This is a genomic window from Streptomyces sp. NBC_00341, from assembly GCF_041435055.1.
Taxonomy (GTDB): domain Bacteria; phylum Actinomycetota; class Actinomycetes; order Streptomycetales; family Streptomycetaceae; genus Streptomyces.
Map to the genome: position 1 here is coordinate 6600234 of NZ_CP108002.1, position 20719 is coordinate 6620952.

Sequence of the window (20719 nt, forward strand, 5' to 3'; positions counted from 1 at the left end):
AAGGAGTTGGAAAACATGGCCCCAGTTGCCATGAGTACCGCCGCCCAGTCCATCGCCGGCGCCAAGCCGCTGTCGTTCTGGCTGGACGACCCCGGCAGGCCGCAGGCGCTCCCCGCGCTCACCGGCGAGGAGCACTGCGACCTCCTCGTCATCGGCGCCGGATACAGCGGACTGTGGACCGCGCTGCTCGCCAAGGAGCGCGAACCGGAACGCGATGTCGTACTGATCGAGGGGCACGAGACGGGCTGGGCCGCCTCGGGCCGCAACGGCGGATTCTGTGCCGCCTCCCTCACCCACGGCCTGCCCAACGGCCTGGAACGCTGGCCGGACGAGATCGAGAAGCTGGAGGAGCTGGGCGCGCGCAACCTCGACGCCATCGAGGAGGCGGTCGCCCGCTACGGCATCGACTGCGAATTCGAGCGCACCGGCGAGATCGATGTCGCCACCCAGCCCCACCAGCTCGAAGAGCTGCGGGAATGGCACCAGGAGCTGGAGCGGCGCGGCCTCGGCGGCGTCGAGTTCCTCGACGGTGACGCGCTGCGCGCCCATGTCGACTCACCGACATTCCTGGGCGGCCTCTGGGACCGCCGCGGGGTCGCGATGCTGCACCCGGCGAAGCTCGCCTGGGGCCTGAAGCAGGCCTGCCTCGATCTGGGCGTCCGGATCTACGAGCACACCCGGGGCCTGGAGCTGGCCAGAACCGGAACCGGAATGGCGGTCCGGACCCCGGGCGGAAGGGTGCTCGCCCGCCGCGTCGCCCTCGGCACCAACATCTTCCCCTCGCTCGTGAAGCGGGTGCGCCCGTACACCGTCCCGGTCTACGACTACGCGCTGATGACGGAGCCGCTCACCGCCGAACAGCTCGCCGCCATCGGCTGGAAGAACCGGCAGGGACTGGGGGACAGCGCCAACCAGTTCCATTACTTCCGGCTCTCCGCGGACAACCGCATTCTGTGGGGCGGATACGACGCGATCTATCCGTACGGGGGCCGGCTCAGCGCCGCGCTCGACCAGCGGCCGGAAACGTTCCTGAAGCTCGCCGGACAGTTCTTCGAATGCTTTCCGCAATTGGCCGGAGTGCGTTTCACCCATGCCTGGGGCGGCGCGATCGACACCTGTTCCCGGTTCTCCGCGTTCTTCGGCACCGCCCATCAGGGCCGGGTCGCCTATGCCGCCGGATACACCGGACTCGGCGTCGGGGCCACCCGGTTCGGCGCCGAGGTGATGCTCGACCTGCTGGCCGGCGAGGAGACGGAGCGGACCGCGCTGGAGATGGTGCGCAGCAAGCCGATGCCGTTCCCGCCGGAGCCCTTCGCGTGGGCCGGGATCGAGCTGACGAAGCGCTCCCTGGCACGGGCCGACGACAACGGCGGCCACCGCAATCTGTGGCTGCGGACGATGGACCGGCTGGGGCTCGGCTTCGACAGCTGAGCCGGGCGTGACCCAGTTCACTACCGGTTGGTAGCCGAACCCGCGTCATGGATCGGCTCCACCGCGCTCTCTTTCCGTGAACGCACCCGCGACTCGCCGCGGGTGGGATACGGAACGGAGGCGGGTCATGGCTGGCTCGGGGGTCAGGGCAGCGGTCGAGTGGCTTGTGTCGGTGGCACCGGACCCGGCCGCCTGCCGGTGGGAGTGGGAGCGCAATCCCCGGGGGATCGCGCTCCTTCCCGCCGGCCGGCGCTGGGACGTGCTGATTCTGCCGGGGGAGCTGGGCTATCCGACGCTCGATGTGCTCACCCGGCTCATCGACCGGCCGGGGCCGGTCCTCGCCGGCTTCGGTGACGCCCGCATGGGGTTCTTCGTGCCGCCGGGCACCGCGGACCGGTGGATCGGGACGGGGGTGCGGGGCGCCGGCCAGGGGACCTGGATCGTGGTGCCCTACCCGGGGCGGGGCGCCGGCGGGATGCGCTGGCTGATTCCGCCGGACGGTTCGGGCACGCTCACCGACGCCACGCTGCTGGAACTCGCGATGCACGAGGCCGCGGGAGGGGCCGCCTCAGGGGAGATCTAGGGAGCCGGGTGCCAGAGGTCTTGACAACCGGATTGGTCTGGACCATGTTGTGGCCACCCAATTCCCCCCTGCACGGAGGCCGTTGTGGAACGTACGGGACCCCCTGCCCGCATTACCGGACTGCTGGCCGCCTTCACGGCCGCCCTGCTGGCAGCGGGCGGCCTGGCCGCCTCCGCGCCGAGCGCCGCCGCTGCCGACGCCGATCTGGCCCGCAACGGAACCTTCGAGGCCGGTCTGGACGGCTGGAGCTGTACGGGCGGCAGCGGAGCCGTCGTCAGCACCCCGGTGCACGGCGGCACCTCGGCGCTGAAGGCGACCCCGGCCGGCAGCGACTACGCCAAGTGCTCCCAGTCCGTCACGGTCAAGCCCGACTCCACGTACACGCTGAGCACCTGGGTGCAGGGCAGCTACGTCTACCTGGGCGCGGAGGGCACCGGCACGACGGACGTGTCCACCTGGACGCAGTCCGCCGGGGCCTGGCAGAAGCTCACCACCACGTTCAAGACCGGTGCGTCCACCACCTCGGTCAAGGTGTACACGCACGGCTGGTACGGCACCCCCGCCTACTACGCCGACGACCTCAGCCTCGTCGGCCCCGGCGGCGACCCGGTCGCCCTCCCGGCGGTACCGGCGGGCCTCAAGGCCGGCACCGCCACCGCGTCCTCCGTCCCGCTGTCGTGGACGGCCGCCTCCGGCGCCACCGGCTACAACGTCTACCGGGGTGGCATGAAGGTCCTCTCCACCACCGGGACCTCCGCGACCGTGACCGGCCTCGCCGCCTCGACCGCGTACAGCTTCCAGGTCACCGCCACCAACGCGGCGGGGGAGTCCGCCAAATCCGCCGCGGTGCCCGCCACCACCAAGACCGGCGGCAGCGGGGGAGAGGGCGGTGCCGCGCTGCCGGCCCACGCCCTCGTCGGCTATCTGCACTCCAGCTTCGCCAACGGCTCCGGCTACACCCGGATGGCGGACGTGCCCGACTCCTGGGACGTCATCGACCTGGCCTTCGGCGAACCCACCTCCGTCACCTCCGGCGACATCCGCTTCTCGCTCTGCCCGGTGGCCGAGTGCCCGAACGTCGAGTCGGCGGACGAGTTCAAGGCGGCCATCAAGGCCAAGCAGGCCGCCGGCAAGAAGGTGCTGATCTCCATCGGCGGCCAGAACGGACAGGTGCAGCTCGCCACCACCGCCGCCCGTGACACCTTCGTCTCCTCGGTCAGCAAGATCATCGACGAGTACGGCCTGGACGGACTCGACATCGACTTCGAGGGCCACTCGCTCTCGCTGAACACCGGCGACACCGACTTCCGCAGCCCCACCACACCGGTCATCGTCAACCTGATCTCCGCGGTGAAGACGCTCAAGGCCAAGTACGGCGAGAAGTTCGTCCTCACCATGGCCCCCGAGACGTTCTTCGTGCAGCTCGGCTACCAGTACTACGGCTCCGGCCCCTGGGGCGGCCAGGACCCGCGCGCCGGCGCCTACCTCCCGGTGATCCACGCCCTGCGCGACGACCTCACCCTGCTGCACGTCCAGGACTACAACTCGGGCTCCATCATGGGCCTGGACAACCAGTACCACTCGATGGGCGGCGCCGACTTCCACATCGCGATGACCGACATGCTGCTGGCCGGCTTCCCGGTGGCGGGCGACCAGACCAAGGTCTTCCCGGGCCTGCGTCCCGACCAGGTCTCGATCGGACTGCCGGCCTCCACCCAGGCGGGCAACGGCCACACCTCGCCCGCCGAGGTCACCAAGGCGCTGAACTGCCTGACGAAGAAGACGGACTGCGGCTCGTACGCCACCCACGGCACCTGGTCCGGACTGCGCGGACTGATGACCTGGTCGATCAACTGGGACCGCTTCAACAACTGGGAGTTCTCGAAGAACTTCGACGCCTACTTCGGCGGCTGAGCGACAGCGGGATCAGCAGCAGCCCGCACAGGAACCAGCTGCCCAGCACGTCCAGCGGCCAGTGATAGCCGCGCAGCACCAGACCGATGCCCGTCGCCGCCGTCAGCAGGACGGCGGCGACGGGCATCATCCATGAGCGCCGCAGGTACGGCGCGAGCAGCAGCGCCGCCGCCCCGTACGCCGCCGCCGCGGTCGCCGCGTGGCCGGAGGGGTAGTAGCCGGTGGCGTCGGTCAGCGGTCCGGGGCGGGCGATCCAGTCCTTGAGCGGGACGACGAGCAGCGGCACCGCGGCCATCGTGAGCGCCGCGGTGACCGGGGCGCGGCGCTCACCGCGCACCAGTGACCAGACGAGCGCGCAGCCCAGCACCGGGAGCGCGACCTGCGTGTTGCCGAGATCGGCGAGGAATTCGGTGAGCCACCGTGGGCCGTGTCCGACGAGGGCCCGTCCGGTGCGCTCGTCGAGGCTCCGCAGCGGGCCGTCGGCCGCGATCTGCCAGGTGGTGAGCGCGAACAGGGCCAGCAGGCCCGAGACCACGGAAAAGAGAAGAGCCGTCCGTCCCGGAACAGGGGGGGTTGTTCCGGGACGGACGGTCGGACCGGTGTGCCGCGCGCCCCGGGGGGTGTGGGGCGAGCGGCCATCCGATCGGTGAGGAGTTCCGGAGCCCGAGGCTCCAGTGGTGTGCGCGAAGGCACAACCAGGACGGTGCTGGGGGAGCTCCGACCCGGTGTCGCCGGCAGTCCCCTGCGGGCGGGGTGTTTCTCTCATCTGCGCAAACCGTACGTCAGGCGGTGGGGGGTCCGACAGCGGGAACGTTATCCCGCCATCGCCCCCGCACACCTTCTTCACAGGCCCGCACCAGGGCGCCGGGCATCCCCGGAGGAAACACCGCGCCGCCCCGGGGCCCGCACGGGTCAGACTCCGGCGAACGCCTGCTCGATGACGTCGAGGCCCTCGGTCAGCAGGTCCTCCCCGATCACCAGCGGCGGCAGGAAGCGCAGGACGTTGCCGTACGTGCCACAGGTGAGCACCAGCACACCCTCGGAGTGGCAGGCCTTGGCGAGCCCGGCGGCCGCCTCCGGGTTCGGGTCCTTCGTGCCGGACTTCACCAGCTCGATCGCGATCATCGCGCCGCGGCCCCGGATGTCACCGATGATGTCGCCGTTCGGCAGCTTCGCCCGCATCTCGGCGAGGCGGCCCTTCATGACCTCCTCGATGCGCCTGGCCTTCCCGTTCAGGTCCAGCTCGCGCATCGTCTCGATCGCGCCGAGCGCACCGGCGCACGCGACCGGGTTACCGCCGTACGTGCCGCCGAGTCCGCCCGCGTGCGCCGCGTCCATGATCTCGGCGCGGCCGGTCACGGCGGAGAGCGGCAGGCCGCCCGCGATGCCCTTGGCGGTGGTGATCAGGTCGGGGACGATGCCCTCGTCCTCGCAGGCGAACCACTGGCCGGTGCGGCAGAAGCCGGACTGGATCTCGTCCGCGACGAAGACGATGCCGTTGTCCTTGGCGAACCGCGCGATCGCCGGGAGGAAGCCCTTGGCCGGCTCGATGAAGCCGCCCTCGCCGAGCACCGGCTCGATGACGATCGCGGCGACGTTGTCCGCGCCGATCTGCTTGGTGATCTCGTCGATGGCCTGCGCGGACGCCTCTGCACCGGCGTTCTCGGCGCCGGTCGGCCAGCGGTAGCCGTACGCGACCGGGACGCGGTAGACCTCGGGCGCGAACGGGCCGAAGCCCTGCTTGTACGGCATGTTCTTCGCCGTCATGCCCATGGTGAGGTTGGTCCGGCCGTGGTAGCCGTGGTCGAAGACGACGACGGCGGTGCGCTTGGTGTACGCACGGGCGATCTTCACCGCGTTCTCGACGGCCTCCGCGCCCGAGTTGAACAGCGCGGACTTCTTCGCGTGGTCGCCCGGCGTCAGCTCGGCGAGCTGCTCGCAGACCTCGACGTACCCCTCGTACGGCGTGACCATGAAACAGGTGTGGGTGAAGTCCGCGAGCTGCGCGGACGCCCGCCGCACCACGGCCTCCGCGGAGGCGCCGACCGACGTCACGGCGATACCGGAGCCGAAGTCGATCAGCCGGTTGCCGTCCACGTCCTCGATGATCCCGCCACCGGCACGGGCGGTGAACACCGGCAGGGTGGAGCCCACCCCCGCGGCGACCGCCGCGAGCCGGCGGGCCTGCAGCTCCACCGACTTCGGGCCGGGAATGGCGGTGACGACGCGGCGCTCCTGCGGAATTGCGGTCATGCGGGGCTCCTGGGGTGCTTCGGACGTTGTGTCTCGGACGCTTCTGTTTCTGCAGGCTAGGGGCGGGGACGGGGCGCGGGCATGCTCCGATCGGGAGTGGTGGCAGGCGTGTCCTTGTCCGCGACGGACAGAAGGCGGTACGGGGCGCGCGGCGGCCCCCGCTCCGTCACTATCCGGGCGCGTTGCTGAACTCCCCGTGTCCGCGCACTAGATTGACCGTGCAGGGGTCGGACCTGGCTGGTCAGGGGGCAATGGTTCATGGACAACGAAGGCACGCACGGCGCCCGGGGCACGCGGGGTGCGCAGCCGCCCGACGGCCGCCCCGCAGGCTCCGTGCCGCACCCGGCGGGACCGCCTCCCGCGCGACCGCCGGGCCCACCGCCGATGGCCCCGCCGGTGTTTCCGCCTGCGGTGCCGACGCCCTCGGCGCCGACTGGTGCGCCTAGGGGCGGGCCGTCGATCGCTGAGTGGCTGAACACAGCCCGCCCTGTCGTGGGCCCGGGGGTCTGGCGGTACGCGTACGCGCCGCGGCCCGCCGAGAAGCCTCCTCGGCAGTCTCCGCTGGGGCGAGTGCTCACCCTGGTGCTCGCGGTGCTTGCTGTGGCACAAATCACGGAGTACCGCATTCCCTATCTCACCGTTCCGTTCCGGTACTTCACGCCGCAGGAGTGGTACACGGCGGGCAGCCAGCTTCGGCCGGGTGTTGCACCGAACATCGCCTACGCTCTGCAGACCCTCTATATCCAGGCCGTGGCTCTCCTGCTCGTGCTGTGGGCGGCGAAGCTCGGAAGCTGGGCGGGGTTCTTTCGCCACTACGCAGGGGAGAACCTCGCGCGCGCGAGGCTGACGGCAACGGGGCTGGGCGCGGTTATCGCTCTGTGGATCGTCTGGAACGGCAGCGTGCCCCTCTTGGAGGTCGTCTTCCTGGCGCTTCCGAGAAGTCTTCTGCGGGCCGACGGCAGTGCGTTCATCGTGACTCTGGTCGCCTACGGCGTCTATGCGCTGGTCGCCGCCGTGGTGGTGTGGCCCTTCGCCCGTACCGGCGGGTGGCACGCCGCTGTCGGGGGAGTCCGGCAACGCCGGGCGGACGCACGGGTGCGTCCCCCGGCCGAGCCCGTCCTCGAAGACTTGGCGCGCTGGCCCGAACTGCGTGCCGCGGGGCTCCCCGAAGCGGCGGAGGTCCTTACCGGGGCAGTCCGGGCCGAACGCATGAACGACGTCGACTGCGCGCGGTTGGGCCAGGCGTGGGAGCGGGCGCGTTTCAGCCCCGATCGCATCGCCGCTTTTACCGCAGAGACCGTACGCAAAGGGCCGGATGCTTTCCTTCACCCTTCGGGGAGCCGAGACCTGCCACTACGGTCGGCCCGTCACGACCTGTTGACCGATCAGGTCCGCATCGGTTTCTGCGTGGACAACGAGCGCAACCCGTATCCCCGCCGAGGGTCAGGCGTTGCTCTGGAACCCTCGGTTCTGGGGACGTCCCTCCTGGCGGTCGGGCCGTCCGGCGCGGGCAAGACCACCCGGCTGGTGCGGCCGGTCGTCGAGACGCTGGCGCTCCAGGCGCTCGCGGGCAAGACCGCCGTACTCGCCGTGGGCGCGGCGGGTGCCTCACTCGGTCCGGACGAGGCGTTCGATGTCGTCGTGAAGGTCGGTGACCCCTCGTCCCTGCACGATTTCGATCTCTACGGCAGTACGACCGATCCCGACGAGGCCGCGGCCACTCTCGCGGAAGGGCTGGTCGGAGACGTTCCGGACCTGGACAGCCGACGCGCGGCTCTCGTGCTCGGCCAGTTGCTCGGTCCCTATCGCACCGTCCATGGCCATTTCCCGTCCGTCCCGGAGCTCCGTGAACTCCTCGCGGGGAGCGAGTCGGCCCTCGCCGGGCTGCGACAGGCTCTGGAGGAGGGCGGACACCACGCCATGTTGCGTGAGTTGGATGCCCGAGTGCGTCACACGGGCAGCAGCGGGGACCCGGCCACGGTCCTCGCCGAGCGGATCGGCCTGCTCGACCGGCCCGCTTTCGCGGGGTTCTTCGCCACCGGTGCTGACGCCCGGCCCTTTACTCTCCGCTCGCTCGAACAGCACCCGGTCAGGGTTCGGATCGATCTTCCGGAACGCGTGCACGCCGGTGCGTCGAGGGTCCTGACCCGTCTGATTCTCGCGCAGTTCAACTCGATCGCCGCAGCGCGAACGGAGCGCTCGCGCTTCGCCTGTCTGGTGCTCGACGACGCGACCGGCACTATCACTCCCGGAACTGTCAGGGGTCTGCGGCATCTCAGATCCGTCAATGCCGGTGCGGTGCTGGCACTGCGAACCGTGGACGACGTCCCCGAAGGGCTGCATTCCGCACTGCTCGGTGCAATGGGGTGCGGGATGATCTTCTCCGGCGTCACCACCTGGGACGGAAAACGGTTCTCGGAAGCCTGGGGCAAGGAATGGGTCACGGTCCGGGAAGTGGCCAAGCACACCGTTTTCGCGGACCAGCCGGTCACCCGTGCTCTGCACACACTGCGGAAGCTGGCCACAGGCAACGCTGTCACCACCGACGCAGTCACCGTGCGACAAGTGGAACGGGAGCGCTGGTCGGCGTCACAGCTGGCCTACGAACTGCCGGCCGGTCACGCGGTTCTCTCCCTCACCACCGTCGACGGCGAGCACGCACCCCCGGTCCTGGTACAGCTGGGAGGCTGACGGGCTACGCGGGAGTAGGGGTACAGGAGGGCTGGCAGCGGTTACGGGAACCCTGCCGCCCTGGCAGAATCGATGGCAGCCGTTCATACGCGACGGCGCAATCGACGCCCCCTCCCAAAGGTCGCCCGTCCCATGCCGCCCACGCTCGCCTCGCTCGTCCAGCACTCGGCGCTCAAACTCACGGTCCGTGCGGGGGCGGACCGGCTCGACACGCCCGTGCGCTGGGCGCACGCCAGTGAGCTGGCCGACCCCGTCCGCTACATGGAGGGCGGCGAGCTGCTGCTGGTCACCGCGACCAACCTCGACGCGGCGAGCCCGGAGGGCATGCGGCGCTACGTGCGACGGCTGGCCGGATCCGGGGTCGTCGGCGTGGGCTTCGCCGTCGGCGTCAACTACGACGAGGTGCCGGGGGCACTGATCGAGGCCGCGGAGGAGGCGGGGCTGCCGCTCCTCGAAGTGCCCCGCCGCACCCCGTTCATCGCCATCGCCAAGGCCGTCTCCTCGGAGATCGCCGCCGACCAGTACCGGGCCGTCACCGCCGGCTTCGATGCGCAGCGCGAACTCACCAGGGCGGCGCTCGCCGGGGACGGCCCCGGCGAACTCCTCACCCGGCTCGCCGCCCACGTCGACGGCTGGGCCGCGCTGTACGACGCCTCCGGGGCCGTCGTGGCAGCCGCCCCCGACTGGGCCGCCCGCCGCGCCGCCCGGCTCACCCCCGACGTGGAACGCCTGCGGGACCGCCCGGCCCCCGCCAGCGTGGTCGTCGGCGGCAGCGACGACCGGGTCGAGCTCCAGTCCCTGGGCACCGGACGCCGGGCCCGCGGCGCGCTCGCCGTCGGCACCGGGGCCGCCCTCGGCACCGCGGAACGGTACGCCGTGCACTCGGCGGTCGCCCTGCTCACCCTCATCACCGCCCGCTCCCGCTCGCTCCAGGGCGCCGAACAGCGACTCGGCGCCGCGGTGCTGCGCATGCTCCTCGCCGGCCAGCCCGACCACGCGCGCGCCGTCGCCGGAGACCTCTACGGCGGGCTGCTCGACGCGCCGTTCCGGCTGCTCATCGCGGAGGCGCCCGAATCCTCGACCACGGCGCAGCTGGCCGAGGCGATGGAGACCGCGGCCTCACGGTCCGGCGAGACCGTGCTGATGGTGCCCGAGGGGGAGCGCCTCGTCGTCCTGGCCGCCGACGGCGGCGCCGCGGTCGCCGCCTGCACGGCCTACGCCGAGACCCAGGAACAACGCCCGGCGCACGAACCGGCGGACGACAGCCACGTCGTCGTCGGCCTCTCCGCCCCCGCGGGCCCGATCGCCGTCTCTGCCGCGTACAAGCAGGCCGAGCAGGCCCTCTCCGTGGCCCGCCGGCGGGGCAGGGCGCTGGTCGAGCACGAGGAGCTGGCGACCGGCTCCGTGCTCCCGCTGCTCGCCGACGACGCGGTGCGCGCCTTCGCGGACGCCATGCTCCGCGCCCTGTACGAACACGACACCAAGGGCCGCGGCGATCTGGTCGCCTCGCTGCGGGCCTGGCTCTCCCACCACGGCCAGTGGGACGCCGCCGCGGCCGACCTGGGGGTGCACCGGCACACCCTGCGCTACCGGATGCGGCGGGTGGAGGAGATCCTCGGCCGTTCGCTGGACGATCCGGACAGCCGGATGGAGCTCTGGCTGGCCCTCAAGGTCACCAACCCGCCGACGACGCCGTAGAAGCACCGGTTCACCTGCGACAAACCGGCGCACCCCGGAGCGCCTCTGCTCCACGCCGGACAAACGCCAGGCGGACGGCACGCCCCTACGGTGGGGGACGGAAACACCCCACGACATCGAAGGGCCGGAACCTCCATGACCTCCACCCACGCCTTCTGGCTGGCCGGCCGCGAGGCCACCGGCGAGGAAAGCTTCGACGTCACCAACCCCTGGGACGGCCGCCTCGTCGGCACCGTCGCCGTGCCCACCGAGGCCCAGGTGGAGGAGGCGGTCGCCGCCGCCCACGCCGTGCGCGAGGAGTTCGCCGCCACCCCGGCCCACGTCCGCGCCGCCGCGCTCGACCACGTCGCCCGCCGTCTCACCGAGCGCACGGAGGAGATCGCCCAGCTGATCTCCGCCGAGAACGGCAAGCCCGTGAAGTGGGCGCGCGGCGAGGTCGGCCGGGCCGTCTCGGTGTTCCGGTTCGCCTCCGAGGAGGCCCGCCGCTTCAACGGCGGCGAGGCCCAGCGCCTGGACACCGACGCCGGCGGCACCGGCCGGCTCGGCCTCACCCGGCGCTTCCCGCGCGGCACGGTCCTGGGCATCGCACCGTTCAACTTCCCGCTGAACCTCAGCGCCCACAAGGTCGCCCCGGCCATCGCCGTCGGCGCCCCGATCATCCTGAAGCCCGCCCCGGCCACCCCGATCTCGTCGCTGATCCTGGGCGAACTGCTGGCCGAGACAGAGCTGCCGGCCGGTTCCTGGTCCGTGCTCACGGTCCCCAACGACCGGATGCCCGCCCTCGTCCAGGACGAGCGGCTGCCCGTGATCTCGTTCACCGGCTCCGCCCAGGTCGGCTACTCGATCATGGACTCGGTGCCGCGCAAGCACTGCACCCTGGAGCTCGGCGGCAACGGCGCGGCGGTCGTCCTCGGTGACTACGCCTCCGAGGCCGACCTGGACTGGGCCGCGACCCGCATCGCGACCTTCTCCAACTACCAGGGCGGCCAGTCCTGCATCTCCGTACAGCGCGTCATCGCGGACGCCGCCGTCTACGACCGGCTGCTCCCGAAGATCGTCGCGGCCGTGGAGGCCCAGGTCACCGGCGACCCGTCCGACGCCGCCACCGACGTCGGCCCGCTGGTCAACGAGGACGCGGCCAAGCGCGTCGAGTCCTGGGTCGACGAGGCCGTACAGGCCGGCGGCAAGCTGCTCACCGGCGGGAAGCGCGACGGAGCGACCTACGCGCCGACCGTCCTCACAGAGCTCCCCGACGGCGTCAGCCTCTCCTGCGAGGAGGTCTTCGGACCGGTGCTCTCGGTACAGAAGGTGGACGGCGAGGCCGAGGCCTTCGCCTCCGTCAACGCCTCCCAGTACGGCCTCCAGGCAGGCGTCTTCACCCACGACCTGCAGACCGCATTCCGCGCCCACCGCGCGCTGGAGGTCGGCGGCGTGATCATCGGCGACGTCCCCTCGTACCGCGCGGACCAGATGCCGTACGGCGGCACCAAGCAGTCCGGCACCGGCCGCGAGGGCGTCCGGTACGCGATGGACGACTACACCTACGAGCGGGTCCTGGTCCTCACCGGCCTCGCCCTGTAACCGCGCGGCCCGCAGGGGCCGCGACCGAACGGCCGGAGCCCACTGTGCGGGGGCTCCGGCCGTTCCGGTTTTCCGCGAGCGGGCCGGGGCACTTGAGTGGCGGGCGACCCGATCGGCGTCCCGACGATGGTGGCACCGGCCCCCATCGGGTACATACGGACGAGTAGAGCCAGTAGACGAGCAGAAGACCCCCGACGAAGCGGCGAGGTGAGCTCCTCATGTCCGCACCATCCGCACAACGGCCCTCCGCGCAACCGCACACCCCCAAGGTCTCCGAGCGCGAGGCGCGCCAGGTGGCCGAGGACGCGCGTGAACGGGACTGGCAAAAGCCCAGTTTCGCCAAGGAACTCTTCCTGGGCCGCTTCCGCCTGGACCTGATCCATCCGCATCCGCTGCCGGCCGGCGAGGACGTCCGGCGCGGCGAGGAGTTCCTCGCCCGGCTGCGCGAGTTCTGCGACAGCAGGGTCGACGGCGCCCTGATCGAGCGCGAGGCCAAGATCCCCGACGAGGTGGTCAACGGCCTCAAGGAACTCGGCGCGCTGGGCATGAAGATCGACGTGAAGTACGGCGGCCTGGGCCTGACCCAGGTGTATTACAACAAGGCCCTCGCCCTGGTCGGCTCCGCCAGCCCGGCGATCGGCGCCCTGCTCTCCGCCCACCAGTCCATCGGCGTGCCCCAGCCGCTGAAGACCTTCGGCAGCCAGGAGCAGAAGGACACCTTCCTGCCCCGGCTGGCCCGTACCGACATCTCGGCGTTCCTGCTGACCGAACCGGACGTCGGCTCCGACCCGGCCCGGCTCGCCACCTCCGCCGTACCGGACGGCTCCGACTACGTGCTCGACGGGGTGAAGCTGTGGACGACCAACGGGGTCGTCGCGGACCTCCTCGTCGTCATGGCCCGGGTACCGAAGTCCGAGGGCCACAAGGGCGGCATCACCGCCTTCGTGGTCGAGGCGGACTCCCCGGGCATCACCGTGGAGAACCGCAACGCCTTCATGGGCCTGCGCGGCCTGGAGAACGGCGTCACCCGCTTCCACCAAGTGCGCGTCCCCGCCGCGAACCGCATCGGGCCGGAGGGCGCCGGGCTCAAGATCGCGCTCACCACGCTGAACACCGGACGCCTCTCGCTGCCCGCGATGTGCGTCGGCTCCGGGAAGTGGTGCCTGAAGATCGCCCGCGAGTGGTCGGCGGTCCGCGAGCAGTGGGGCAGGCCGGTCGCCCGGCACGAGGCGGTCGGCTCGAAGATCTCCTTCATCGCCGCGACCACCTTCGCCCTCGAAGCGGTCGTCGACCTCGCTTCCCAGATGGCCGACGAGAACCGCAACGACATCCGGATCGAAGCCGCGCTCGCCAAGCTGCTGGGCTCCGAGATGGGCTGCCTGATGGCCGACGAGCTCGTCCAGATCCGCGGCGGCCGCGGCTTCGAGACGGCGGATTCCCTCGCCGCCCGCGGCGAACGGGCCGTCCCCGCCGAGCAGATGCTCCGGGACATGCGCATCAACCGGATCTTCGAGGGCTCGACGGAGATCATGCATCTGCTGATCGCCCGCGAGGCGGTCGACGCCCACCTGAAGGTCGCCGGGGACATCATCGACCCCGACAAGCCGCTCTCCGCCAAGGCGAAGGCGGGCGCCAACGCCGCCGGCTTCTACGCCCGCTGGCTGCCCAAGCTCGTCGCCGGACCCGGCCAGCTCCCCGGCACCTACGCCGAGTTCAACCCGGCCGGCCACGCCGACCTGTCCGGCCACCTGCGCTACGTCGAACGCTCCTCGCGCAAGCTGGCCCGCTCCACCTTCTACGCCATGTCGCGCTGGCAGGGCCGGATGGAGACCAAACAGGGCTTCCTCGGCCGGATCGTCGACATCGGCGCGGAACTCTTCGCGATGAGCGCCGCCTGCGTCCGGGCCGAACTCCTGCGCACCGGCGACGAGCACGGCCGCGAGGCCTACCAGCTCGCCGACGCCTTCTGCCACCAGTCCCGCGTCCGGGTCGAGGAACTCTTCACCCGGCTCTGGTCCAACACCGACGACCTGGACCGGCGCGTCGTCGAGGGCGTCCTGTCGGGCACGTACACCTGGCTGGAGGAGGGCATCATCGACCCGAGCGGCGAAGGCCCGTGGATCGCCGACGCCACCCCCGGCCCCTCCACCCGGGACAACGTGCACCGGCCCATCCGCTGAGCCGCTGACACCCGGTGCGGCCGGGCGCGTCCACCCACTGGACGCGCCCGGCCGCCGCCGCGAACGGCACCAGCACCCTCGTACGTCCGCGCCGCCCGGACGACACCGAAGGCTTCGCGCAGGGGCTCACCGGCCTCGGCCACCGGCATCGAAAATAGGGCGTGAACCGACGGGCGGACGCGGATAGGCTCCCGGCCATGATGACCGCCGCCGACGTGCTGTCCGTCCTGTCGGTGCTGCGTGAGGCCGGTGCTGATGTGGTGATCGCCGGCGGCTGGGGGATCGACGCCCTGATCGGCGCCGAGACCCGCGGCCACCGGGACCTCGACCTGCTGCACCGCGAGGAACAGGAACCCGCCCTCCTCGCCGCCCTGACGGCCGTCGGCTACGCGCAGACGCTCGACTGGCGCCCGGCCCGGTTCGTCCTCAGCCACCCCTCCGGGCCCGAGATCGACCTGCACCCGCTGCGGTTCGCCCCCGACGGCTCGGCGCTCCAGTCGTCGCTCGACCCGCAGGAGCCCTTCCGCTACCCGGCTGAGTGCTTCGTCACCGGCACCATCGGCGGGACGCGGGTGCGCTGCATTTCTGTCCAGCAGCAGATCGAGTTCCACCAGGGGTACGAACCCGGCCCGGCCGACCTCCACGACATGGCCCGGCTGCGCGCCGAGTTCGGCGTGACCACGCATTTCTGAGAGCCGCCGGCACCCGGCACGACCGGAGCGCGACGGACGACGGGAGCCGGTGGATGGAGAGAGTCGGCCACGGCGTGAGGGAAGCCGTGTCCACGCACCCGGCGGATGCGGCAACAATGGGGGGCATGAGCGACAGCCCTGCCCCCCTAGCAGACCCGCACCTCGTCTTCGACGCCGTGGAAGGCCGCCGGGATCTCGTCATCCTCGGCTCCACCGGGTCCATCGGCACCCAGGCCATCGACCTGGTGCTGCGCAATCCCGACCGCTTCCGTGTCACCGCGCTGTCAGCGGCGGGCGGCCGGGTCGCCCTCCTCGCCGCACAGGCCCGCCGCCTGCGGGTGCGCACGGTCGCGGTCGCCGCCCCCGAAGCGGTCCCCGCCCTGCGCGAGGCGCTGCGGCAGGAGTACGGAACCGCGCAACAGCTCCCGGAGATCCTCGCCGGTCCGGACGCGGCCACCGAACTGGCCGCCAGTGACTGCCACACCGTGCTCAACGGGATCACCGGCTCGATCGGACTGGCGCCCACGCTGGCCGCGCTCCGGGCGGGCCGCACCCTGGCCCTCGCCAACAAGGAGTCGCTGATCGTCGGCGGTCCGCTGGTCAAGGCACTGGCCGCGCCGGGCCAGATCATCCCGGTCGACTCCGAGCACGCCGCCCTCTTCCAGGCGCTGGCCGCCGGGAAGCGCGACGACGTGCGCAAGCTCGTCGTCACCGCGTCCGGCGGCCCGTTCCGCGGCCGCACCAGGAGCGAGCTGGCCGACGTCACGAGGGAGCAGGCGCTCGCGCACCCGACCTGGGCCATGGGCCCGGTCATCACGATCAACTCCGCGACCCTGGTCAACAAGGGGCTCGAGGTCATCGAGGCGCACCTCCTCTACGACATCCCCTTCGACCGGATCGAGGTCGTGGTCCACCCCCAGTCCTACGTCCACTCCATGGTGGAGTTCACCGACGGCTCGACCCTCGCCCAGGCCACCCCGCCCGACATGGGCGGACCGATCGCCATCGGCCTCGGCTGGCCGCACCGCGTGCCCGACGCCGCCCCCGCCTTCGACTGGTCGAAGGCCTCGTCCTGGGAGTTCTTCCCGCTGGACACCGAGGCGTTCCCGTCCGTCGGCCTCGCCCGGCACGTGGGCACCCTGGGCGGCACCGCACCGGCCGTGTTCAACGCGGCCAACGAGGAGTGCGTGGACGCGTTCCTGTCCGGACGCCTCCCGTTCAACGGCATCATGGACACCGTCACCGCGGTGGTGGCCGAACACGGAACGCCCCCGACGGGAACTTCCCTCACCGTCGCGGACGTCCTTGAAGCGGAGGCCTGGGCGCGGACCCGGGCCCGGGAACTCTCGGCCGAGGCCGCAGCGGAGGCGCGCGCATGAGTATGACGTCGGTCCTGTTGACCGTTCTGGGTATCGCCGTCTTCGTCGTCGGGCTGCTCTTCTCCATCGCCTGGCACGAGCTGGGACACCTCTCGACCGCGAAGCTCTTCGGCATCCGGGTACCCCAGTACATGGTCGGCTTCGGCCCGACGGTCTGGTCCCGCAAGAAGGGCGACACGGAGTACGGGTTCAAGGCCATCCCTGCGGGCGGCTACATCCGCATGATCGGGATGTTCCCGCCGGGGCCCGACGGCCGGATCGAGGCACGCTCCACGTCACCGTGGCGCGGCATGATCGAGGACGCCAGATCGGCCGCCTTCGAGGAGCTGGAGCCGGGCGACGAGAAGCGCCTCTTCTACACGCGCAAGCCGTGGAAGCGCGTGATCGTGATGTTCGCCGGACCGTTCATGAACCTGGTCCTGGCCGTCGCGATCTTCCTCGGCGTGGCCATGACCTTCGGTTTCCAGACCCAGACGACCGAGGTCGCCGGCGTCCAGAAGTGCGTGATCTCCCAGAGCGAGAAGCGCGAGACCTGCAAGTCGACCGACCCGGTCTCGCCCGCCCAGGCGGCCGGGCTCCGGGAGGGCGACAAGATCGTCGCGTTCAACGGCCGGCCGATCGACACGTGGTCCGTGCTCTCCGACAAGATCCGCGACACGATCGGCCCCGCCACCATCACGGTCCAGCGGGACGGCCGGGAGCAGACCCTGCACGCCGTGCTCAAGAAGAACGCGGTGGCGAAGAAGGACTCCGACGGCGAGGTGATCCCCGGCAAGTTCGTCTCCGCCGGCTACCTCGGATTCGCCGCGCAGACGGAGATCATCCCGCTCTCCTTCGGCGACTCGGTCGTCCGCATGGGCGACATGTTCGAGAACGGCGTCGACTCGATCATCGCCCTGCCGTCCAAGATCCCCGCACTCTGGAACGCGGCCTTCGACGGCGGCGAGCGCGCGGACGACTCCCCGGTGGGCGTCGTCGGCGCGGCCAGGATCGGCGGAGAGGTGATGACGCTGGACGTCCCGGCGCAGAACCAGATCGCGATGATGCTGTTCCTGCTGGCCGGCTTCAACCTCTCGCTGTTCCTCTTCAACATGCTGCCGCTGCTGCCGCTGGACGGCGGTCACATCGCGGGAGCCCTGTGGGAGGCGCTGCGCCGGAACGCGGCGCGCGTCTTCAAGCGGCCCGACCCTGGCCCCTTCGACGTCGCCAAGCTGATGCCCGTCGCCTACGTGGTCGCCGGGGTGTTCATCTGCTTCACGCTGCTCGTGCTGGTGGCCGACGTCGTCAATCCGGTCAAGATCACCTGACCGGTGCGACGGGACGCACCCGATGTATCCCGAGTGACGGCGGATGCGCGTGATGCGTCCGGTGGCCCACATTTTGTGCGGACGCCGGACGCCGTGTGCCTCAGGTTGTCCTCGGTGCCGTAACCTCGAAGGTCGGAGCCCGCCGATCTCGGGACGTTGATCCAAACCTTGGGGATGCTCAGCGCATGACTGCGATTTCTCTCGGAATGCCTACCGTTCCGACCCAGCTCGCCGTACGGCGGGTCAGCCGCAAGATCCAGGTCGGGTCGGTGGCGGTCGGCGGGGACGCGCCGGTCTCCGTGCAGTCGATGACGACGACACGCACGTCCGACATCGGCGCGACACTGCAGCAGATCGCGGAGCTGACGGCCTCCGGCTGTCAGATCGTGCGGGTGGCGTGCCCGACCCAGGACGACGCGGACGCGCTCAAGACGATCGCGTCGAAGTCGCAGATCCCGGTCATCGCGGACATCCACTTCCAGCCGAAGTACGTGTTCGCGGCGATCGACGCGGGCTGCGCGGCGGTACGGGTGAACCCCGGCAACATCAAGCAGTTCGACGACAAGGTGAAGGAGATCGCGCGGGCCGCCAAGGACGCCGGGACCCCGATCCGGATCGGCGTGAACGCCGGCTCGCTGGACGCACGGCTCCTGAAGAAGTACGGCAAGGCGACCCCCGAGGCACTGGTCGAGTCGGCCCTGTGGGAGGCGTCCCTCTTCGAGGAGCACGGCTTCCGCGACATCAAGATCTCGGTCAAGCACAACGACCCGGTCGTGATGGTCAACGCCTACCGCCAGCTCGCCGCGCAGAGCGACTACCCGCTCCACCTCGGCGTCACGGAGGCCGGACCGGCGTTCCAGGGCACCATCAAGTCCGCCGTGGCCTTCGGCGCGCTGCTGAGCGAGGGCATCGGTGACACGATCCGCGTCTCGCTGTCCGCGCCGCCCGCGGAGGAGGTCAAGGTCGGGCTCCAGATCCTGGAGTCGCTGAACCTGAAGCAGCGCCGGCTGGAGATCGTGTCCTGCCCGTCGTGCGGTCGCGCCCAGGTGGACGTGTACAAGCTCGCGGACCAGGTCACCGCTGGTCTGGAGGGCATGGAGGTGCCGCTGCGGGTCGCCGTGATGGGCTGCGTCGTCAACGGCCCCGGCGAGGCCCGCGAGGCCGACCTCGGCGTCGCCTCCGGCAACGGCAAGGGTCAGATCTTCGTCAAGGGCGAGATCATCAAGACGGTGCCCGAGTCGAAGATCGTCGAGACCCTCATCGAGGAAGCCCTCAAGATCGCCGAACAGATGGAGAAGGACGGCATCGCCTCCGGCGAGCCCGAGGTCTCCATCAGCTGACCCCGCCGACCTCATGAAAACCGTTGCAGCGCCCCGCCGGAGAACCTCCGCGGGGCGTTGCGCGTGAGCAGGCTCACCGCCTTCCGCAGAAGCCGTTCACGGCCACGAGCGGCGCCCCACGGGCTCTTTCGGTACAGTGCGGAAATCAGCAGACCGCATGGTGAGGCCCCCTCGTGTTGACGCAGACCACCACTCGGGTCCTCGAACCCAGCGACCTCGGCGCCGCCCTCGCGGTGCTGGAGAGCGAACCCGTAGCCAACGCCTTCGTGACCTCCCGGGTCCAGATCGCGGGCCTCGACCCATGGCGCCTCGGCGGCGAGATGTGGGGCTGGTACGCGAACGGGCGGCTGCGCTCCCTCTGCTACTCCGGGGCCAACCTCGTGCCCATCTGTGCCGGACCCGAAGCCGTCAGGGCCTTCGCGGACCGGGCCCGCAGGGCAGGCCGCCGCTGCTCCTCGATCGTCGGCCCCGCCGAGCCCACCGCACAGCTGTGGCGGCTGCTCGAACCGGGCTGGGGCCCCGCCCGCGAGGTCCGGGCCAACCAGCCGCTCATGGTTGCGGACAGCCCCTCCGCCGAGGTGGCGCCCGACCGGCTGGTCCGCCGCGTCCGCAAGGACGAGATGGACATCCTGATGCCGGCCTGCATCGCCATGTTCACCGAGGAGGTCGGCATCTCCCCGCTCGCCGGCGACGGCGGACTCCTCTACCAGGCCCGCGTCGCGGAGCTCATCGCCGCCGGCCGCTCCTTCGCCCGGATCGAGGACGGCAAGGTCGTCTTCAAGGCCGAGATCGGTGCCACCACTCCGCAGGCCTGCCAGATCCAGGGGGTCTGGGTGGCCCCCGAATTCCGTGGCCGCGGCTACTCGGAGACCGGTATGGCGGCCGTCCTGCGCCACGCGCTGACCGAGGTCGCGCCGATCGTCAGCCTGTACGTCAACGACTACAACACCCCCGCGCGCAAGTCGTACAGCCGGATCGGCTTCCGCGAGGTCGGCGCGTTCATGAGCGTGCTGTTCTGACCCGGCCGCCCGCACGGCACCCGTCCCGCACCGGTCCGTACCCCGCCCGCCGCGACGGACAGTAGGGTCTGTCCATGGCAGCAGCTTCCGGGGGCGGCCCCCACACACCCAGCGTCCGGATCGCACCGATCGATCTCGCCGCACGCGTGGACGAGGCGCTCGCCGTCCAGGCCGTCGCCTTCGGCCTCGGCCCCGACGAGATCGAAGTACGCCGCCACATCGTCCTCAGACACCTCGACCACCCCCACGCCCGCGCGCTCGGCGCCCTGACCCCCGACGACCGGCTCGCCGGCTTCGTCTACGGAATGCCGAACGAGCGCGGCCACTGGTGGTCCACCGTCGTCGAGCCCTATCTGCGCGCCACCGGCTCCGCGCACTGGCTCGACGACTCCTTCGTGATCACCGAACTCCACGTCCACCCGGAGTTCCAGAACCGGGGGCTCGGCCGCGCCCTGATCACCACCGTCACCGACGCCGTCGACCAGCCCCGCTCCATCCTCTCCGCGATCGACACGGAGAGCCCGGCCCGCGGTCTGTACCGCTCACTCGGCTACCAGGACCTGGCCCGGCAGGTGCTCTTCCCCAGCGCTCCCAAGCCGTACGCGGTCATGGGAGCACCGCTTCCACTGCGCCGCCGCTGACGAATCGATT

15 protein-coding genes are annotated in these 20719 nt (G+C 71.0%); 13 read left to right on the forward strand and 2 right to left on the reverse strand.

The window, feature by feature from the left end; translation table 11 throughout:
• Window positions 1-15 precede the first annotated feature (15 nt).
• The 3 genes from OG892_RS29835 to OG892_RS29845 all read left to right on the forward strand — a co-directional run bounded on the left by OG892_RS29835 (window position 16) and on the right by OG892_RS29845 (window position 3928).
• Window positions 16-1431, forward strand: a complete 1416-nt coding sequence (locus tag OG892_RS29835) for an NAD(P)/FAD-dependent oxidoreductase (protein ID WP_371630723.1) — start codon at window positions 16-18, stop codon at window positions 1429-1431.
• 127 nt (window positions 1432-1558) lie between these two features.
• A complete protein-coding gene (locus OG892_RS29840; protein ID WP_371630724.1) occupies window positions 1559-2014 on the forward strand; it encodes a hypothetical protein in 456 nt (151 codons plus the stop codon).
• A gap of 84 nt (window positions 2015-2098) precedes the next feature.
• Window positions 2099-3928, forward strand: coding sequence for a chitinase (locus OG892_RS29845; protein WP_371630725.1), 1830 nt, complete (start codon window positions 2099-2101; stop codon window positions 3926-3928).
• Here OG892_RS29845 and OG892_RS29850 read toward each other — a convergent pair.
• Complete coding sequence (locus OG892_RS29850; RefSeq protein ID WP_371630726.1) at window positions 3879-4694, reverse strand: phosphatase PAP2 family protein; 816 nt, start codon at window positions 4692-4694, stop codon at window positions 3879-3881. The two genes, OG892_RS29845 and OG892_RS29850, sit on opposite strands and share 50 nt — an antisense overlap.
• A 146-nt stretch (window positions 4695-4840) precedes the next feature.
• Window positions 4841-6181, reverse strand: a complete 1341-nt coding sequence (gabT, locus tag OG892_RS29855) for a 4-aminobutyrate--2-oxoglutarate transaminase (RefSeq protein WP_073739151.1) — start codon at window positions 6179-6181, stop codon at window positions 4841-4843.
• Window positions 6182-6439: 258 nt separating this feature from the next.
• Between gabT and OG892_RS29860 the strand changes: the two genes are divergently transcribed.
• The 10 genes from OG892_RS29860 (at window position 6440) to OG892_RS29905 (ending at window position 20709) form a co-directional block, all read left to right on the forward strand.
• Complete coding sequence (locus tag OG892_RS29860) at window positions 6440-8872, forward strand: ATP/GTP-binding protein (protein WP_371630727.1); 2433 nt, start codon at window positions 6440-6442, stop codon at window positions 8870-8872.
• 132 nt (window positions 8873-9004) lie between these two features.
• Window positions 9005-10570: a PucR family transcriptional regulator gene (locus OG892_RS29865; RefSeq protein WP_371630728.1), complete on the forward strand. Its 1566-nt coding sequence runs from the start codon at window positions 9005-9007 to the stop codon at window positions 10568-10570.
• A 135-nt stretch (window positions 10571-10705) separates the two neighbouring features.
• Window positions 10706-12151: an aldehyde dehydrogenase family protein gene (locus OG892_RS29870; protein ID WP_073739154.1), complete on the forward strand. Its 1446-nt coding sequence runs from the start codon at window positions 10706-10708 to the stop codon at window positions 12149-12151.
• Between the two features lie 218 nt (window positions 12152-12369).
• Window positions 12370-14331 (forward strand): acyl-CoA dehydrogenase family protein, encoded by a 1962-nt coding sequence (locus OG892_RS29875; protein WP_328865240.1) that lies wholly within the window; start codon window positions 12370-12372, stop codon window positions 14329-14331.
• A gap of 197 nt (window positions 14332-14528) precedes the next feature.
• Window positions 14529-15023: a nucleotidyltransferase domain-containing protein gene (locus tag OG892_RS29880; protein WP_073739194.1), complete on the forward strand. Its 495-nt coding sequence runs from the start codon at window positions 14529-14531 to the stop codon at window positions 15021-15023.
• Window positions 15024-15148: 125 nt separating this feature from the next.
• Window positions 15149-16402 (forward strand): 1-deoxy-D-xylulose-5-phosphate reductoisomerase, encoded by a 1254-nt coding sequence (dxr, locus tag OG892_RS29885; protein WP_371630729.1) that lies wholly within the window; start codon window positions 15149-15151, stop codon window positions 16400-16402.
• Window positions 16399-17709 carry an RIP metalloprotease gene (locus tag OG892_RS29890; protein ID WP_073739157.1) on the forward strand — a complete coding sequence of 437 codons (1311 nt, stop codon included), beginning with the start codon at window positions 16399-16401 and terminating at the stop codon, window positions 17707-17709. The genes dxr and OG892_RS29890 overlap by 4 nt, the downstream gene beginning before the upstream one ends.
• Window positions 17710-17894: 185 nt before the next feature.
• A complete protein-coding gene (gene ispG, locus OG892_RS29895; RefSeq protein ID WP_328865239.1) occupies window positions 17895-19049 on the forward strand; it encodes a flavodoxin-dependent (E)-4-hydroxy-3-methylbut-2-enyl-diphosphate synthase in 1155 nt (384 codons plus the stop codon).
• A gap of 173 nt (window positions 19050-19222) precedes the next feature.
• Window positions 19223-20068, forward strand: a complete 846-nt coding sequence (locus OG892_RS29900; protein WP_371630730.1) for a GNAT family N-acetyltransferase — start codon at window positions 19223-19225, stop codon at window positions 20066-20068.
• A gap of 74 nt (window positions 20069-20142) precedes the next feature.
• Entirely contained in the window at window positions 20143-20709 is a 567-nt protein-coding gene (locus OG892_RS29905) for a GNAT family N-acetyltransferase (RefSeq protein WP_371630731.1), read from the forward strand.
• Window positions 20710-20719 lie beyond the last annotated feature (10 nt).

Coding starts and splice junctions, on each gene's coding strand:
- OG892_RS29835 (WP_371630723.1), top strand. CDS start 16: ATGGCCCCAGTTGCCATGAGTACCGCCGCCCAGTCCATCGCCGGCGCC.
- OG892_RS29840 (WP_371630724.1), top strand. CDS start 1,559: ATGGCTGGCTCGGGGGTCAGGGCAGCGGTCGAGTGGCTTGTGTCGGTG.
- OG892_RS29850 (WP_371630726.1), bottom strand. CDS start 4,694: ATGAGAGAAACACCCCGCCCGCAGGGGACTGCCGGCGACACCGGGTCG.
- gabT (WP_073739151.1), bottom strand. CDS start 6,181: ATGACCGCAATTCCGCAGGAGCGCCGCGTCGTCACCGCCATTCCCGGC.
- OG892_RS29860 (WP_371630727.1), top strand. CDS start 6,440: ATGGACAACGAAGGCACGCACGGCGCCCGGGGCACGCGGGGTGCGCAG.
- OG892_RS29865 (WP_371630728.1), top strand. CDS start 9,005: ATGCCGCCCACGCTCGCCTCGCTCGTCCAGCACTCGGCGCTCAAACTC.
- OG892_RS29870 (WP_073739154.1), top strand. CDS start 10,706: ATGACCTCCACCCACGCCTTCTGGCTGGCCGGCCGCGAGGCCACCGGC.
- OG892_RS29875 (WP_328865240.1), top strand. CDS start 12,370: ATGTCCGCACCATCCGCACAACGGCCCTCCGCGCAACCGCACACCCCC.
- OG892_RS29880 (WP_073739194.1), top strand. CDS start 14,529: ATGATGACCGCCGCCGACGTGCTGTCCGTCCTGTCGGTGCTGCGTGAG.
- dxr (WP_371630729.1), top strand. CDS start 15,149: ATGAGCGACAGCCCTGCCCCCCTAGCAGACCCGCACCTCGTCTTCGAC.
- OG892_RS29890 (WP_073739157.1), top strand. CDS start 16,399: ATGAGTATGACGTCGGTCCTGTTGACCGTTCTGGGTATCGCCGTCTTC.
- ispG (WP_328865239.1), top strand. CDS start 17,895: ATGACTGCGATTTCTCTCGGAATGCCTACCGTTCCGACCCAGCTCGCC.
- OG892_RS29905 (WP_371630731.1), top strand. CDS start 20,143: ATGGCAGCAGCTTCCGGGGGCGGCCCCCACACACCCAGCGTCCGGATC.